The organism is Mesorhizobium sp. CNPSo 4684 (genome assembly GCF_057784315.1).
The window spans coordinates 1-15,856 of record NZ_JBWLUX010000044.1; the positions used below are offsets into that span (position 1 = coordinate 1).

The window sequence follows — 15,856 nt, forward strand, 5'->3', positions numbered from 1 at the left end:
CGCGCCGCGGATCAGGCACCGATCGCATGAGGCCCTGGGTGTAGGGATGCGCGGGACGCGCGAACAGATCTATCACGTTCGCTTGTTCTACGATCCGGCCAGCGTACATCACGATCACGCGTTGGCATGTCTCGGCGACAACCCCAAGGGGAGGCCGAGATAGTTGTTGACGCAGAAATTCAGCACCCTCTCGCCGCCGACCACGATCTCGGCCGACTGCATTGAGGTAATGGCCAGTTCGGATCTGTAGAGCGCGCCCGATCTCAAGCGGGCAAGCTCGGCAGAAACATGGATGGTCAGCGAGCTTTTCTTCCAGACGTCCCCTTAGCAGTTGTACGATTCCGGCGAGCAGCCTTTCCCCCAGAGGTGCCGGCCGCCGATCAGTCTACGTCTTGTGCCGTAATTAGATCGCAGACCTTTTTTGGACGAAATCAGTCAATCTGCCTCTCTGTGCAATGAGCCCTTCAAATCGCAGGTCCCGGTGGAGAAATACCAAGCCGCAGACTTTTCTATTCGCGCACTGTCGGAAATGGCGTTATCGAGCAGTCGATTAGGTCTATGGCACGTTGGAGTATTGCCTCAGTCTCAGCAAAGCTGGGCGAAGCGGCGATGACATAGCCGATCGAATCTCGGTAGTCGCCTTTCCTGACGATAGGCGTCTTGCGTTTAACATACCATTTTACCTCGGTGACTCCCGGCACCCCAACCGCCAGCCTGTCGTTGTCTTTCCAATCCACAATGCCGTCGCGTTCAGGAATAAGGAAACGCGCGGCCGCAGCGTGCGATTGCTTTCGGTGGAAATTCGATTCGTTCCCGGTGAGAAGCTTGATGTGCTCGGTGATCACATCAACATCGTACGCAAGCTGAATGAGTTGAGGACCAGGTGCCCCGCCAATGCGCGGATTGACTTCAATGACGACCGGGCCACGTTTCGTCCATCGAAATTCAATGCACGTCGGCCCCCAGCAAAGGCCAAGAGCTCGCAAGCTGCTTAACGAAATCTGGACGAGACTCTCATGATCGCTTTCCGACAGAACAGCAGGATAGGCAAATTCACGAAAGACGAAATTGGGCGGCCGCCCAAACTCAGCTGCGGAAATCGCTATGACCTCACTTCCCATTAGGTCGACGCAATTGTAGCGACCCTGTGCGAATTCCTCAACGAGTATAGTGGGCGAGACCCGCCATGGATGCTTCCCGCCGAGGAGATAAGCTGTATGTTGGGCCAATTCGTCGAAGGTTCGGCATAATCTGACACCCACGCTGCCGCTGCCTTCTGCCGGCTTAACAACCACGGGCAGGCCTATTTGGATGGCAGCGCTTTTTATCTCCGCCGGATTAGCAGCGACGCGATAAGCCGGGACCGGAACGCCGGCTGCGGCCAGCAGTTTGCGCTGGGTGACTTTGTCGCAGCATCGTTCAATAGATTCGGGACGCTGTCCCGGCAAATCGAAATGTCGGCAGAGCTTGGCAACTGTCGCAAAGACCGAATCATCATCGCCCGAAAAGCCGGTCATGCCTGCAATGTGATAGATCCCACGCAACCGGGAACATTCACGGATCAGCGAATCGAGATCGCTTGTATCTACACGGATTACCTCAGTCGTTTCCGCCTGCAGATAGCCGTAGCAAGCTGGATCAGCCGACAGGGTAATTGGATGCAGACCAAGACGCTGGGCGGCTGCCAAATACAGCTGACCGATACCGTTATGACCTTCAACCAGGATGAGGGCTTCTCGTGCCATTGGCTTGACTCCAACATTGCGTCGTCTGCCGTCCGAGCATAGATCGGCGTCGACACTCCATAGCCCTGCCCAAGAGCTTGGCTGCGAACTTACCATTCTGATCGATTTGGGACCGTCAAAGTTTTGCGAAGAGTCTGTTGCGACCTCTGCTCGCGGCGGCACTTCGGGGCCGGCGCCTGGGCCAGCGATAACCCGCGATCACCCAGAGCTGGCGGCGCAACTGGCAACAGGTCGTGCCCTTCTTCGCCTATCCGAGAGCGTGCGTCGCATCATCTACACGACGGATGACATCGACAAGCCTTTGTCGCTTGGCATTCCAGGCCGCGGCTTTCTCGCTGTTTCGCAACTCCTTCACGTTGTAGCCGAACCGCGGCGACCGACTCCGCGCTCGCCCGGCGCGCCGGCCTTCTGAGCGAGCTGCCTCTACTTTGCCACTACCAGCGCCGGCGAGCCAGAGGTAGTCCTGCTCCTTTGTCAACAGATGCCAGATCGACACCCCAGCTTGGGGTGAGGGCCAGCTTGTTGCGGATGCGCAGGAAGAAACCCTGAGCAGTCCGGGGGCCTTCGCCGCACCCAGGCGTCGGCCAAATGGCCCGCGGGCATGGGAGCGCCCATGTTTGCTGATCCGGCCATGTTGCGCCAATCCGAGATCGGATTGGCGCACACGCGGATTGAGGCCGAAGTAACTCACGAGCCTCTGCGGCTGGCGGAACCGACCGGATGTCGCCGACGGCGGCGATGATACCACTCGCGACGATGGTATTGACCGCGGTGATCGTCTGAAGCCGCCGGACTTGCACATAATCAACCTGACCTGCTCCCCCGTTTTGTCTGCGTCTATAAGTTAGCCCTGTTCACGTTGTGACCCTTGACGGATCGGGTTGCGTATTCAAGCAGGTGAGCCCATCGAGGCTCGTGTGCGGGCGATTCACATTGTAGTCGATCCTCCATTCTTCAATGCTGTTACGGGCATGCCGGTAGCTGATGAAGAGGCGTTCGTTGAGGCACTCATCGCGTAGCCCAAGCTTTCCCCGAAGCCATTCTGCATCGGCTTGCCCAGCTCGACCTGCCGATCCCTCAGGCCACGCCAGGATGGCATTCGAGGTCAGCTCGGTGCCATTGTCCGACACGATCATGCAGGGGTAGCCGCGAAGCTCAGCGATGATGTCGAGTTCCCGGGCGACACGCTCACCCGAGATCGAGTTGTCGACGACCGTGGCCAGACATTCCCGGCTGAAGTCGTCGATGACGCACAGGATCCGGAAGCGGCGGCCATCGGTCAGCGTGTCGGTGACGAAGTCGAGGCTCCAGCGCTGGTTGGCGCCCTGCGGGATTGCCATCGGCGCCTTGGTGCCCAATGCCCGCTTGCGGCCACCGCGCTTGCGCACCGTCAGGCGCTCCTCGCGATAGAGGCGATAGGGTTTCTTCCAGTTCACCGCCACGCCTCCGCGCTTCAGGAGCAGGTGCAGCCGAGGGTAGCCAAAGCGCCGGCGTTCGGCGGCCAGTTCCCGCAGCGGCTTTCGCAAACCGGCATCGTCTGGTCCCGACAGACCGTAGCGGTAGACCCCGCGGCTCCATGCCGACGAGCCCGCAAGCCCGACGCTGCGAATAGCCCTTGTTCTCGATCGCCCAGATCACGGCAGTCCTCCTCGACCCGGGCGTTAGAAGTTTTTTCCGAGCATCTGGCGCAAGGTCGAGACGTCGAGCATCGCATCGGCCAGCAGACGCTTCAGCTTGCCGTTCTCCTCCTCAAGAGCCTTCAGCCGCTTCGCCTCCGACACATCCATGCCGCCATACTTCGAGCGCCACTTGTAGAAGGTCGCATCGCTCACACCGTATTGCGGCACAGGTCCGTCGCCGAGAGGCCCGCCTGGTGCTCCTTCAAAATGCCGATGATCTGTTCGTCGGAAAATCTCGATCGCTTCCGTCGCAGGCCTGCCAGATCCTCATGAGTATACCTGGTGTTGGCATCCAGACTTCAGCCGCCTTCTCCGCCCCCATCGACGAGGCCGGCCGGTTCCGACAATCGCGAAACGCGGGTGCCTACTTTGGGCTGGTGCCCAGGCGTCATCAATCCGGCGAACTCGACTGGACCGGCCGGATCACCAACCAAGGTGACAGCATGGTCCGCAAGCTTCTCTACGAAGCAGCCAACTCAATCCTGACAGGGAGCAGTGGGAGCTTCGCGCTCAAGACTTGGGCGCTGAAAATCTCGAAGCGCCGCGGTCTGAAGAAAGCCCGAGTGGCACTCGCGCGGCATGCCATGCTACGCGACGGCACTTTGTTGGCTTGAGACGAGGTAGAAACAGTTTGCCAGCGGTGAAGCGCCAGCGCTGATCCGAGGGCGGTGTCCCGCGAGGGAACGCAGGAATGGACGATATGCGAAGGTAGTCAGAAGGGCCTGACAGCCCGCTTCGAGTCAATGCAACGTCCGGCCTTATGAGACTCGATACAGCACGACCAGCTCCGGCTCGGCCAGTGCGGACAGATCCTTGAAACCCTCAAGGGATACACCGCCAAGCTCTGCAAATTACAGATCCTGACCCTAGCTAGCCCTTTGCTTCCGCCCAATCACGTAATCATAGTAAATTCGCTCTCCGTTGACGCTCATACGGTGGAATACCTTTCCTCTTTTTGAATCGACCATGTCGCTTGTCTTCACCTTGGCTTCTATCCACTGCGAGAGAGCTACGCATTCGGGATCCGGATCGTTTGGCTTAACATGAAAAATGAACCAGCCGCCCGGCTCAAGTACCTTGAAGGCTCGTTCGAAGCCAGCCACCGGAATATGATTGTTCCATCCCGTCGCAGAAGCGACACCGACACAGTTTGGTGATAGCCTCGCGATCGCCGCCTCCGCTTCCCAACTGAGAGCGCAAAGGTCGGCTACGATATAACCATCATAAATACCCGGCCGGTCTCGCTCGGCAGCGACACGAGCCTCTTCAATGATGTCGAGGCCGACGATGCGCCCTATAGGCATCGCCAAACGGACAGCTTCCGCGAAAGCGCCAGAACCGGCCCCAACCTCCAGCATCCTCAAGGCCGACGGATCAACCCTGTACTCGAACAGAATTCGTCCGAACTCTCTAGCGAGCGCAAATGGCGTCTCGCATTTCAAGAGCCCATAGATCATCGCATCGTAGAGGTTCGGGAGCTTGTACATTTCTGCATAGTTGTGCATGGAAAAAAGGAGGGTCTTTCCATCCACAATTGCACTAAACGCCTCGTCGCATTGTCTCGCTCCCTCCGGCGAGGACACAGAGCGAATGTCATATGCTTTGGCATACTTCAAAATGTCAATACCGCTGCAGTTCTCGATCACAACTGTACTCTCCTATTTTAACGACCAACAGTTGTTAGACGGAATGACTTCCACCATTGCTGCGCCATCGGTCTGGAACGCTACGGTCGGCTTCTTTAGGCGCTTTGATATGTGCTTGCTGCCGTTTGAATCGGATGTGCTTGAATCGGATGTGCTCCCGTTCACGACCCTCAATCTCCGACTGTGCAGCGAGCCTGCCGGCATCCCGCAATACCAACGTCGGTTTCTCTGATAGTTCATCGCAGCGTTTCAGCGCAACGGCCTAGGGGACCCGCAGACTGCATCGCAGACCGCCGCTGATGGCATCCACCTTCGCGTTGCGCTAAGGGTTTCCGGTGCTAGGCACTTGTACACACGATGTACACATTATCGCCTTCTCGCCGTGTATCGCGCACAAACGCATCTCCGTAATGTTATTGCGACTTATTTTGTTTGTCAAAGCGGCCACTCTGAGAATCCTGATGTGCCGTCGTCCTCAGTTCCAAATCCTTGCTTGCGTGGAGACTAGAAATGGCTCCTACTTTACGAATCTAGCATACATCAACAAATATCAATTTCAAGTAATAGTTCTTCGCCTCTGCAGCTGAATTTATTAAGATACTGTGAAAAGATTGAAATACTGTGTGAACTTTGTGCTATGGACGCGATGGAACCTATTACGCGAATCAAAAGGAGCGTTTTGGTATAAGGCTATTGCGAGCCTGCGTGTGAGCAGGCGAATGTGGGCAACGTATATCCAGGCCTCTGCGGAAGCGACGGGATTTCTAGCCAGGCAAGGGCATGGCGCCGGCCATGCGAATGTGCGCTCCATGACCCAGCGGCGCAAGGCGCTCGACCCGTTCTGCTGTCAACGTTTTTCGCTCGCGGCAGATCCGACGGCGATCCTCTTCTTGTGGGGTTGGTACTCGAACCATTGCGCATACCCGCGGCTCGCCTCGCTTATAAGCCAGCAGCGCGCGCCCAAGGGTTTCCCCGGCGATCTTGTCTGTCTTCACCTGTGGACGCCGGCGCGACGTAGCTATTGGAGCGGGATCAACGACATGGCTTTCGACCTCTTCGTGCTGAAGCAAGCGATGTATCCGAAAGCCGTCGAGACCCGCCTCCTGTATCACGATGACGGTAACTACCCGCCCCGTGCGGACCTGCACCTCGTGCTTGAGCTGAGAGAACCGCGCACAGTCCTGCGACATCGCCGCTGCGAGCCGTATGCTTCGACATCTTTTCTCCGCCGCCCGGCGACCAGCGATGTAATTAGCCAGGTCGATCGACTAAGTTCCAACGACACGAAAATCGCGCCAAGATCGGTGCGGATAGCGGTCGGCGCTTGGGCTCGGTCAGTGAGAATTTGCATGCTCGGCCTCCAGAGTGGTGTGTCAGCGACCTCACTCTGCCAGAGCGTCGGTCGCTATCCACTCCCCATGGGATCTCCTCGTCGACCGACAGCACGATGGCGTGGATCGGTGGATCGACATAAAGGCCGACGACGTCGCGCAGTTTGTCAACGAACTGCGGATCTTTAGAGAGCTTGAACTGGCGCCAGTGGTTGGGCTGCCGCCCGTGTGCCTTCCAGATGCGACGCACAGCGCTTGCGCTGATGCCAGCCGCTTGCGCCATCATGTCCGCCGTCCAGTGAGTCGTCTTCGCCCGGCGAGTCCCGCAATGTCAGCGCCACCACCCGCTCGGCGACTTCAGAGCCGAGAGGCGTAATGCGCGAAGGCCGCGTCTTGTCGCGCAACAGTCTTTCAAAGCCTTCCGCGGCGAAGCGCTCCTGCCAGCGCCACACGCAGGGTCTTGGACGCTTATATAATCTTTCGGCAAAAATAACTTTGATCTATCCAATATAAAAGCAATCATATCAATCACCGTCATCCCATGACTTTGTAGCATAGTTGGGAAGATGCCCCCCACTCCCAAACCAGGTAGATAATTGCACTCTAAAAAATATATCTCAGATCTTTCGTTAACTCTAAAGTCAAATCGCACTATATTGTAAAAATCTAAAGAATTAACAATGCGATTAACAATATATTGGATAGCAACTGATATTTTGTCATTGCCGTCTACAATTCTCAGCCTATAAAGGTCGAGGCGATTTTTCTCATTGCTGCCGAAGAGGCGTCCCTGTGTTATAACTTCGACAATTGGAAGCAGACTTATTCCGGATGAACCAACTATACACCCACAAGAATAATCGGAGCCAGGAATATACTCCTGCAGCAAAGCAGCACTATCGTACATAAGTATTTCGCCAACGACCTTAGAAATATCGTTCTGAAGCGCAACCGGATCGTCAAAAACCTCAGTAAGTATTGATGATCCTAGTGAATTCGGCTTCACCACGATAGGACCTTGAATTGAGTTCGCAATCTGAATATCGTGTTCCACGGTTCCGGACTTTATTAACCTGGTTTCTGGAATTCTTACGATATCAGCGGGAAGTTGTGAGGAGACGAATTGCGACATTGCATACTTGTTCATCGTCAGCGATGCAACGTGCGGGTCGCCGAAGGTACCTTTTAATCCTAGAAGCGCCGCAATCCACTGAATCCCTCCGTCTTCGCCGAACTGGCCATGCAGCAAATTTACCAGATGCTCCTTGCGTGGATCAATCGAATCAAGAGTTCTTAGGATTGTATCGCCGGCGGTGGTAACGGCAATTTCTATATATGCTCTTATATTTAGAGATTTAGAAACATCTGTTAACGGTATTGTCCTGACGAGGCCATCTTCTATATTAATGTGATAAAGATTTTTTATTTGAAAAGGTCTTTTGTCAACTGGGAGCTCTAAATACAATGAAATGATATTGCTAAATGATGAGATCGAAGATTCGTACTCGGTCGAGATGCCGCCAAATATGAACGAAACTTGCAGACCCATTTCCCATCTCCCTGACTGCTGGTATGAACGCCCCCTGCACGAGCGAATAGGTCAGCGCGGGCAGGCGAAAGCTATATTAGGGTCCGTGGCCAAATCTGACACGTTCAAGCGCAATCATGGTCTTAAATTTCCGTACATTGGGTCGGTATACAGCTTCGTCTTAATAAACGCCTTGAAAGAGTCGGCTTCATCCACCTTCCGGATTAATATGAAACCGGCAGTGCCCGTGGTCTGGTAGCACTGAGTTACCACTGCGGCGGCTTGCATCAAGCGCTTGGACTTCGACGACCTCAAGAGCCATCAGATCAGGTTCTACTGGCACTGTCGTGGTGATCAATTTGCAATGAACATTTGGCTCTGTCGGGCAAAATGTCCGCAACCATCTGTATTCTTGATTCTGCCATGATGTTCTCTCCTATTATCCGGCAGCCATAGACTCGTCGTTTGCGCCAAGGGGCATGATTCTCATCACTCGCTGCTGCAGACGCTCTGCGAAGAGCATTGCATTTGTCGTGCCAATGAGGAGAACATTGGGAAATGGCACGATTGCTTGCGACACACTCCTGCCTCGGAGCTGATATTGTCGCTTTTCGGACAGACGGGTCATCGACCGCAAGCACGCGAGAGTTAGCTCTCGCTCATTGTCGTCGGCATGGTGCTCCATGGCCTGTCGTCGACGCTGGGCGTGAAGCTTGAGATGATGATCGTGCACGCTCAGGCCGTCCGCTGTGGCCTGGAGCAGGCTCTGATGATCGTCGACATGCCGTTCGGCTCCTACGAGGAAAGCCCCGAGCAGCCTTTCGCAATGCTACACCCTGTCATGTCGCGAGTCGGCTGCGCGGCGGTCAAGCTCGAAGACGGCGAGCAAATGGCGGCGACGATCCGCTTCCTGACCTCACGCGGCGTGCCGGTGATGGGCCATGTCCGGCTTGACGCCGCAGGAGGTCAACGCCTTTGGCGGCTATCGCGTGCAGGGCAGGGGCGAGGACGGCGAGCGCATCGTGAGCGATGCCCTCCGCAGTGGCCAAGGCCGGAGCATTCGCTGTGGCGCTGGAGAAGGTCCCCGAGGCGCTAGACTCGTTCATGTTTTGACGGAAGCGTATCCTGCGTTGATGAAGTAGATTGCGCATTCGTCTGGCTTGATGGTTCCGACGAGGGTGCCGAGATGGCGCCAGGTGTCTTCGATAGTTCGCTTCTGGGCGTGGCGCATCCAATGCTTGATTTTGGCGAAGGTCTGCTCGATCGGGTTGAGATCGGGCGAGTAGGGCGGCAGGAACCAGAGCCTTGCGCCGGCGGCCCTGATGGCATGACGGATGGCTGCGGATTTATGGCTGCCCAGGTTGTCCATGATCACGATGTCACCGGGCCGCAGGGTAGGGAGCAGCTACTGGCGGACATAGGTGCGGAAGCATTCCCCGTTGATGGGGCCGTTGAAGACGCATGGCGCGGTGAGTTGGTCACAGCGCAACGCGCCAAAGAAGGTCAGGGTTCGCCAATGGCCGTGCGGTGCGAAGCCGCGCAGGCGCTGTCCCCTTGGTCCCCAGCCGCGAAGCGGGGCCATGTTGGTCTTGATCCACGTCTCGTCGATGAAGACCAGACGCGCCGGATCGAGGCGACCCTGCCAGGACCTCCAGCGCTGGCGGCGACGAGCGATGTCGGCCCGGGCCTGCTCAAGAGCGAACAGCGTTTTTTTGAAGCCCAGGCCCTCGCGCCTCGAGAGCACCCAGACCGCGTTGTGCGAGACCATCACCCCGCGTGCGGCCAACTCGTCCTTCAGCCGATGCAGCGTCAGATCTGAGGTCTGGTTGCGACCACTTCACCACCGAGGACACTGCGACGCCAAAACGCGACGCCACCGCACGGCAGCTCTCGCCGGTGCCGACGGCTTCAACAACACGCTCACGAAGATCGTTCGAAAGGGCTCGTGTCATCAGACGCTGGCCTCGTCCAGCCAGCATCTTGAATCACAAACAAGCGTCGTTGGAATCCTACGATTCTCTCAAGACATGAAACGGCCTAGCCCGTCGGATCTCCGCGGAGGTAGCGATCCCAACCGTCGGTATTGGCGCCTCGGCGGCCTGTGACGGCAGATTCTTATCGTCGACGACATGTTGGGCATCTTCGGCGATTTCCGGCCCAAATTCGCTCAAGCGCTATGCCGAGGTCGGGGAGACCGCCGAGGCGGCGATCGCTGCCTACGCGCAGGCCGTGCGCGACCGCAGCTTTCCAGCGGCCAAGCATGTCTTCGGCGATGCGCAAAGGACGGTCAATGGTGGAGAAGCAGCACGAGCATCGCGATCGCACGAACTGTCGCCGAATTGCGCATGACTATCTCGGCATGGCGTCAGAATGGCGTGAAGGTTGCTGTCGTGCAGACAATGAGCTCATTGCATGAGGGCCATCTGAGCCTGGTGCGTGCGGCACTCGGCAAGGATTGGGTTGGACCCTGATGAAGAATCCCTCTAGAAAGCGACGTCTTCTTTAGAGCATGACGATCTGCGCCCCTGCCGCGCGCGGCTGCCAAGCATCGTGTTCTGCACAGCTACGATCCTGTCCTTACCGACAACGCCACAGGATTGAGAACATGTTCGCACCCCTCAAAGACTGGCGACGCATCCACACCAGATACGACCGATGTGCTCACCGCTTTGAAGGCCCAACAGGAGACTGCGCTCGCTGCCGGGCCGGTACCGCCTTGGGAGGAGGCAGTAGTCAGTTACTCGCGGATGAATTCCCAGTCTCCTCGCCTAATCCACGGCGTGTCGTGAAACATCGATCAGCCATTGGACTACGACGCAGCATTGGAGCCATGCTTCTGAGATGGGCTCAGGTTCAGGGGAGATCCTCAGGATGCTCCGGCTGGACACCGCTTGAAGTGACAGGGCTCTCGGCTGAGGCGGTCGCGTCCCCAGACGTGGTGTAGCTCGGCGGTAGCGAAGCCGCTCGCGCGCGCCCTCAACAGCGCCGTAGCGAGCGAGCGGCGTAGCGGCGGTCATCGATGTTCTTCGGTAGGGTTGGGTTGCTGACACAACCTGATTCGAAGGAACCACCGATGACCAACGACATGATGAACCTGCGCACGCTCGTAGAGAAGACCCCCGACGCCGATATCTTGCGCGACATGATCGGCTTTGCCGCCGAGCGGCTGATGGAGTTGGAGGTGGGCGCCGCCACCGGCGCCGGCTATGGCGAGAAGAACTCGCTGCGCATGGCTCAGCGCAACGGCTACCGCGACAGAGACTGGGAGACGCGGGCCGGCACCGTCGAGCTGCGCATCCCAAAGCTGCGGAAGGGCTCCTACTTCCCGAGCTTCCTGGAGCCCAGGCGCATGGCCGAGAAGGCGCTGACGGCCGAGCCGATCTGGACGGAGTTTTTGCGCAAGCTGACCCGCCGCGGCCTCAGGGGCGTCAAGCTCGTCGTCTCCGATGTGCCCATGAAGGCATCAAGGCGGCGGTCACCAAGGTGCTGTGCGCGACATGGCAGAGGTGCCGCGTCCACTTCATGAGGAACGTGCTGGCCCATGCCGGCAAGAGCGGTCGCCGCGTCGTCTCGGCCTTCATCGCCACAGCCTTCGCCCAGGAGACGCCGGAAGCCGCCAGCACCCAATGGCGCGCCGTTGCCGACCAGATCCGGCCGAAGGTGCCCAAGCTCGCCGCCATCATGGACGACGCCGAGCCCGACGTGCTCGCCTACATGACTTTCCCCAGGGAGCACCGCGCCAAGCTGCATAGCACCAACCCGATCGAGCGCCTCAACGGCGAGATCAAGCGCAGGACCGAGGTCGTCGGCATCTTCCCCAATGACGATGCCATCTGTCATCGGGCGATGAATATTCCCTAATTGTGGGCATCGAAAATTCCCTAGTTGGCGCTGCTGCCGCCAGTTCCGGGACGCGTCCCGGAATTGGCGGCTTTCGCCCCGGTGTCGATAGTCCGTCCCGACCTTTGCGGGACGGGAGCGGCGCTGGTGGTCCAACTTGGAGAACTTCTGATGATATTGGATCTACACCGTCAGGGCCTGTCCGTGACTGCGATCGCCCGGCGAACGGGGCGCGATCCCAAGACAGTCCGCAAATACATCGAGCGCGGGCTCGAACTCCCCGTCTATGGCCCGCGGCAGGCGGGGCGGCCAAACAAGATCGCGCCGTTTGTCGACTATCTGCGCGAACGGGTCTCGACCTTTCCCGATCTGAGCGCCGTGCGCCTGACGCGCGAGATTCGTGAGCGCGGCTATGACGGCGCCTACACCGCCGTGAAGCGCTTCGTGGCCGCGGTCCGGCCACAGGAGCAGGTGCGTCCCTTCGAGGTGCGCTTCGAGACTCCGGCCGGATATCAAGCACAGGTCGACTTCGCGCGCTTCGTCACCGAGTTCACCGACACGCCGGGCGTGATGCGCATCGTCTGGCTGTTCTCGCTTGTGCTTGGCCACTCGCGTTACATCTTCGCCCGCTACGTCATGCACCAGGACCTGCAGACGCTGCTGCGCTGTCATTGCCAAGCTTTCGACGCCATTGGAGGAGTGCCGATCGAGATCCTCTACGACAGGATGAAGACGGCGGTTACCGGCGAAGATAACGAAGGCCACATCATCTACAATCGTTCGCTGCTGGCGCTGGCCAAGCACTTCGGCTTCCAGCCCAGAGCCTGCCGGCCGTATCGCGCCAAAACCAAGGGCAAAGTCGAGCGACCATTCCGCTATATCCGCGAGGACTTCTTCCTGGCCCGCAGCTTCCGCAATCTCGACGACCTGAACGAGCAATTGCAAGATTGGCTCGACACCGTCGCCAATGCTCGCCTGCATGGCACCACGCAACGCATCGTCAGTGAAGCCTTCGCGGCGGAGCAGCCGGAACTTCAATCTCTCCGGCCGTTCCCTTCGACGCGCTTCTCAAGCTGGAGCGTCGCGTCAGCCATGATGGTCTCGTCTCGATCGGCGGCAACTACTATAGCGTTCCCGATCGCACCCGGCGCCTTGTCGAGGTTCACCAGCTTGCCGACTGCATCCGCATCCTGGACGAAGGCAGGCTGGTTGCCAGCCATCCTGTGCTCGAGGGGCGCCGCCAATATCGGATCGATCCAGCTCATCGTCAGGGGGCAGCTCGCCATGCGGCGAGGAAGAGCGCCCCCGATATCATCGTCGGCCGTCTCGGCGACCATGTCGCCCGGCGCTCGCTCGACTTCTATCAGGCCGTCGCCGAACGGCTGGCGATCGAAGGGAGCCGGCCATGACCATGCACGCATCCACGATCGACAGCATCAGGAAGAGCCTGGTCGGGCTGCGCATGCCACGGGCGCTCGAAGCACTTGACGCGACCCTGCGGCGCATTGAGCAGGGCGAGATCGACGGCATCCAGGCCTTCGACGAACTTCTGGTCGAAGAACTAACTCTACGCGAAAGTCGGCGCATCAAGGCTGCTCTGATGATGGCGCGCCTGACCACCGTCAAGACACTCGCCGGCTTCGACTTCGCTTTCCAGCCATCGCTCGACAAAAACCGCATCATGGCGCTGGCCGAACTGAAATTCATCGAGCGCGCGGAGGTAGTCCATCTTCTCGGCCCGCCCGGCACCGGCAAAAGCCATTTGGCGACCGCGCTCGCCGTCGAGGCCGTGAAGGCCGCAAAGAGCGTCTACTTCTCCACGCTCGCCGACATCATCGCCTCGCTCGCCAAGGCCGAGCGCGAGGGGCAGCTGCGCGAGCGTATCCGCTATCTATGCCGCGCCTCGCTGCTCGTCGTCGACGAGATCGGCTATCTTCCCGTCGTGGCTGGCGGCGGCAACCTCTTCTTCCAGCTCGTCAATGCCCGCTACGAGAAGGGCGCCATGATCCTCACCTCCAATCGCGGATTTGCAGAATGGGGCGAGGTCTTCGGGGACCCTGTCGTCGCAACCGCACTTCTTGATCGCCTGCTTCACCACGCCGTCGTTATCCAGATCGAGGGATCAAGCTACCGCCTTCGACAGCACGCCGATCTCGTCCCCGAGCACGTTCGATCAAAAGCACACATCAACCCGCCTCCGCCGCCGAAAAAACGCGGCCGGCCGCCAGGAGCGAGATCCGACGATCAAGATGCCGGCTGATCACCGGGCCCATTCGCCTGTCAGCTAGGGAAAATTGGATGCCCACATTCGCGGAAACTTCGGCGCCCATTGACAGCCATCGTCCGCCTCGTCGGCGCGCTCCTGCTCGAACAGAACGATGAATGGGCCGTGCAGCGGGCCCGCTACATGACGCTTGAGACCATCAGCCAGATGAGCGATGATCCGCTCATCAGCCTGCCGGCAGTGGCGCGCTGATCAGTCCGGCCCATGCCGGAGAGCACGGCGACCAATGCCGTCAGCTACACCACGCCAGTGGGCACGATCGCTGAGGCCCATAGCTCCCTGCCCCGGGCGTCGGTACCTGTCTCCTGGCGGGATACATTCGCGCTCCCTGGAACTTAATTGTGTGGTTGCGTGCACCTGCAAATATAGATGCATTGGAGAGGGGGTGGCGCCAAAATCGTCGACTACTGAAACGTGGACCGCACAATGCGGCTTGGTTTGAAATATGCGCGCAGAGTAGCCTCGTGGCGCTCGTCTTGTACGGACAGTAGTTGTTGGGGGATTCAAGGTGGCCGGAGGCGCAAGTGTGGCCGATCACTCCCGCAATATCATATCATCGTGGTTGATCACTGGACGAGTGCCAACCTTGCCAGGGCAACTGCCAATGCTCATCATCAGCCATCCAGCAGCCATCGTTGCATAGTCACAACGAACGTGACTCCCACGTTCAACCAAACCGCTTCTCCTGCGCGCCGACTGACGAAGAAAATTACGGCCTCGACCTGGGTAGTACGGCACGCTCGCCGGCAGAGAACCTGGGGGATCCTGAAGGGCGTGGCCCCGGCAAGGTGCGCGGAAGGATTGAACGACAACTGTCAACGTTTCTTGAGCCCGGTGGTGACGTGACGACAAAAAGTTCCTAGTCTCCGATCTTCACCGCAAGCACATAGCGAGGTTGCGCTGTTGTCACGGCTGGTCATTCGGGGCGCCTTCGATAATCCAGTCTTTCACCAGTTTTGCTTCTGGAGCGAGATCTATCGAACGATTGCTGACAATGTAGAATGCATACCCTGTCGCCCAGTTGGCGGCGAGGGCTTGAACGAGCAATCCCTCGCTCAGCGGATGGTTGACAAGGTGCGTCCAACCCAGCGCGATGCCTTGTCCGCCGATCGCCGCCTGCACCACCAAGCTGTAATCATTGAGCCGCAGGCCTTCACCGACGTCGGTGTAGTCCACTCCGAAATGTAAGAACCAGTCTTTCCAGGCCGGGCGTGGCCGGTGGGGCTCGTCAAGGTGAATGAGAGTCCGTCCGGCAAGATCCGCCAAATCCCGCGGCGCGCCCGACTGCGTGAGATAGCTGGGGCTGCAGACCGGGATAAGGTTCTCGCTGCCGAACCGGAAGGCGCGGTAGTTGGGCCAATCACCCAACCCCCGGCGGACGCCGATCAGATGGGGGTCGGGACCCAGATCCGTGTCACGATCCGCCGTCTGGATGCGGATTTCAATTTCAGGATGCTGCGCCCGAAAGCTAGGCAGCCTTGGAATCAGCCAGTGGCTGGCGAACGCCGTCGACGACGAAAGGATGACGTGCTTGTCCTCCGTGGTGCGACGAACGGCCTCTGCAGACCGAGCAATATGGCCGAGACCCATTGCCACATCGGTGTAGAAACGCTGGCCGGCTTCAGTCAAGACGATGCGCTTATGCTGGCGCACAAACAGCTCAACGCCAAGGTCACCCTCCAGGCTCTTGATGGCCGAACTCACAGCGGCCTGACTGACGCGAAGCTCTTCGGCCGCGTTGGTGAAACTCAGATGACGCCCCGCAGCCTCGAAGGTCATGAGGCCTGCGGGGCTTGGAATGCG

Annotated in this window: 7 protein-coding genes and 16 pseudogenes; 10 read left to right on the forward strand and 13 right to left on the reverse strand. The window is 58.6% G+C overall.

From position 1 onward, the window contains the following. The 3 genes and pseudogenes from AC04SG_RS29180 to AC04SG_RS29190 all read right to left on the reverse strand — a co-directional run. Positions 1–148 (reverse strand): annotated as a pseudogene (locus AC04SG_RS29180) (ABC transporter ATP-binding protein); the annotation flags it as partial. 2 nt (positions 149–150) lie between these two features. Continuing rightward, positions 151–300, reverse strand: a pseudogene (locus AC04SG_RS29185) (glycine C-acetyltransferase); the annotation flags it as partial. Positions 301–509: 209 nt separating this feature from the next. Then, the gene (locus AC04SG_RS29190) at positions 510–1,745 is read right to left on the reverse strand and encodes an ATP-grasp domain-containing protein (protein WP_488553872.1); all 1,236 of its coding nucleotides are present in this window, start codon (positions 1,743–1,745) and stop codon (positions 510–512) included. A 194-nt stretch (positions 1,746–1,939) separates the two neighbouring features. On the opposite strand from AC04SG_RS29190, the pseudogene AC04SG_RS29195 reads away from it, so the two are divergent. Further along, positions 1,940–2,040: pseudogene (locus AC04SG_RS29195) on the forward strand (transposase); the annotation flags it as partial. 357 nt (positions 2,041–2,397) lie between these two features. On the opposite strand, the pseudogene AC04SG_RS29200 reads toward AC04SG_RS29195, so the two are convergent. Next, a pseudogene (locus AC04SG_RS29200) lies at positions 2,398–2,547 on the reverse strand (hypothetical protein); the annotation flags it as partial. A gap of 35 nt (positions 2,548–2,582) precedes the next feature. After that, positions 2,583–3,678, reverse strand: a pseudogene (locus AC04SG_RS29205) (IS3 family transposase). Between AC04SG_RS29205 and AC04SG_RS29210 the strand changes: the two are divergent. Next, positions 3,673–4,038: pseudogene (locus AC04SG_RS29210) on the forward strand (transposase); the annotation flags it as partial. The pseudogenes AC04SG_RS29205 and AC04SG_RS29210 sit on opposite strands and share 6 nt — an antisense overlap. A gap of 252 nt (positions 4,039–4,290) precedes the next feature. Here AC04SG_RS29210 and AC04SG_RS29215 read toward each other — a convergent pair. From AC04SG_RS29215 to AC04SG_RS29240, 6 genes and pseudogenes are all read right to left on the reverse strand, one after another. After that, positions 4,291–5,070, reverse strand: coding sequence for a methyltransferase domain-containing protein (locus AC04SG_RS29215; RefSeq protein WP_488553873.1), 780 nt, complete (start codon positions 5,068–5,070; stop codon positions 4,291–4,293). Between the two features lie 694 nt (positions 5,071–5,764). Then, positions 5,765–5,893 (reverse strand): annotated as a pseudogene (locus AC04SG_RS29220) (IS5/IS1182 family transposase); the annotation flags it as partial. Position 5,894: 1 nt separating this feature from the next. Beyond that, a pseudogene (locus AC04SG_RS29225) lies at positions 5,895–6,421 on the reverse strand (transposase); the annotation flags it as partial. Positions 6,422–6,438: 17 nt separating this feature from the next. Beyond that, positions 6,439–6,868: pseudogene (locus AC04SG_RS29230) on the reverse strand (helix-turn-helix domain-containing protein); the annotation flags it as partial. 50 nt (positions 6,869–6,918) lie between these two features. Then, positions 6,919–7,950, reverse strand: a pseudogene (locus tag AC04SG_RS29235) (D-alanine--D-alanine ligase family protein); the annotation flags it as partial. 114 nt (positions 7,951–8,064) lie between these two features. Further along, positions 8,065–8,217, reverse strand: a complete 153-nt coding sequence (locus tag AC04SG_RS29240) for an Lrp/AsnC ligand binding domain-containing protein (protein WP_488553874.1) — start codon at positions 8,215–8,217, stop codon at positions 8,065–8,067. Positions 8,218–8,596: 379 nt separating this feature from the next. On the opposite strand from AC04SG_RS29240, the pseudogene AC04SG_RS29245 reads away from it, so the two are divergent. After that, positions 8,597–9,024, forward strand: a pseudogene (locus tag AC04SG_RS29245) (3-methyl-2-oxobutanoate hydroxymethyltransferase); the annotation flags it as partial. A 7-nt stretch (positions 9,025–9,031) separates the two neighbouring features. On the opposite strand, the pseudogene AC04SG_RS29250 reads toward AC04SG_RS29245, so the two are convergent. Beyond that, positions 9,032–9,881: pseudogene (locus tag AC04SG_RS29250) on the reverse strand (IS630 family transposase). A gap of 97 nt (positions 9,882–9,978) precedes the next feature. Here AC04SG_RS29250 and AC04SG_RS29255 point away from each other — a divergent pair. The 7 genes and pseudogenes from AC04SG_RS29255 to AC04SG_RS29285 form a co-directional block, all read left to right on the forward strand. After that, positions 9,979–10,278, forward strand: coding sequence for a 3-methyl-2-oxobutanoate hydroxymethyltransferase (locus AC04SG_RS29255; RefSeq protein WP_488553897.1), 300 nt, complete (start codon positions 9,979–9,981; stop codon positions 10,276–10,278). Then, positions 10,248–10,400 (forward strand): pantoate--beta-alanine ligase, encoded by a 153-nt coding sequence (locus AC04SG_RS29260; protein WP_488553898.1) that lies wholly within the window; start codon positions 10,248–10,250, stop codon positions 10,398–10,400. Before AC04SG_RS29255 ends, AC04SG_RS29260 begins: the two co-directional genes overlap by 31 nt. Positions 10,401–10,507: 107 nt before the next feature. Continuing rightward, positions 10,508–10,600: pseudogene (locus tag AC04SG_RS29265) on the forward strand (IS5/IS1182 family transposase); the annotation flags it as partial. A gap of 402 nt (positions 10,601–11,002) precedes the next feature. After that, positions 11,003–11,763, forward strand: a pseudogene (locus AC04SG_RS29270) (IS256 family transposase); the annotation flags it as partial. Between the two features lie 153 nt (positions 11,764–11,916). Next, a pseudogene (gene istA, locus AC04SG_RS29275) lies at positions 11,917–13,178 on the forward strand (IS21 family transposase). Continuing rightward, positions 13,175–14,029 (forward strand): IS21-like element helper ATPase IstB, encoded by an 855-nt coding sequence (gene istB, locus AC04SG_RS29280; protein WP_488553875.1) that lies wholly within the window; start codon positions 13,175–13,177, stop codon positions 14,027–14,029. The pseudogene istA and the gene istB overlap by 4 nt, the downstream one beginning before the upstream one ends. A 75-nt stretch (positions 14,030–14,104) precedes the next feature. After that, positions 14,105–14,245 (forward strand): annotated as a pseudogene (locus AC04SG_RS29285) (IS256 family transposase); the annotation flags it as partial. Between the two features lie 714 nt (positions 14,246–14,959). Here AC04SG_RS29285 and AC04SG_RS29290 read toward each other — a convergent pair. Then, complete coding sequence (locus tag AC04SG_RS29290; protein WP_488553876.1) at positions 14,960–15,832, reverse strand: LysR substrate-binding domain-containing protein; 873 nt, start codon at positions 15,830–15,832, stop codon at positions 14,960–14,962. Between the last annotated feature and the right edge of the window lie 24 nt (positions 15,833–15,856).

What these genes read in the sequence shown, in the direction of transcription:
- AC04SG_RS29190 (WP_488553872.1), bottom strand. Translation starts at nt 1,745, where the DNA reads ATGGCACGAGAAGCCCTCATCCTGGTTGAAGGTCATAACGGTATCGGT.
- AC04SG_RS29240 (WP_488553874.1), bottom strand. Translation starts at nt 8,217, where the DNA reads ATGCAAGCCGCCGCAGTGGTAACTCAGTGCTACCAGACCACGGGCACT.
- istB (WP_488553875.1), top strand. Translation starts at nt 13,175, where the DNA reads ATGACCATGCACGCATCCACGATCGACAGCATCAGGAAGAGCCTGGTC.
- AC04SG_RS29290 (WP_488553876.1), bottom strand. Translation starts at nt 15,832, where the DNA reads ATGACCTTCGAGGCTGCGGGGCGTCATCTGAGTTTCACCAACGCGGCC.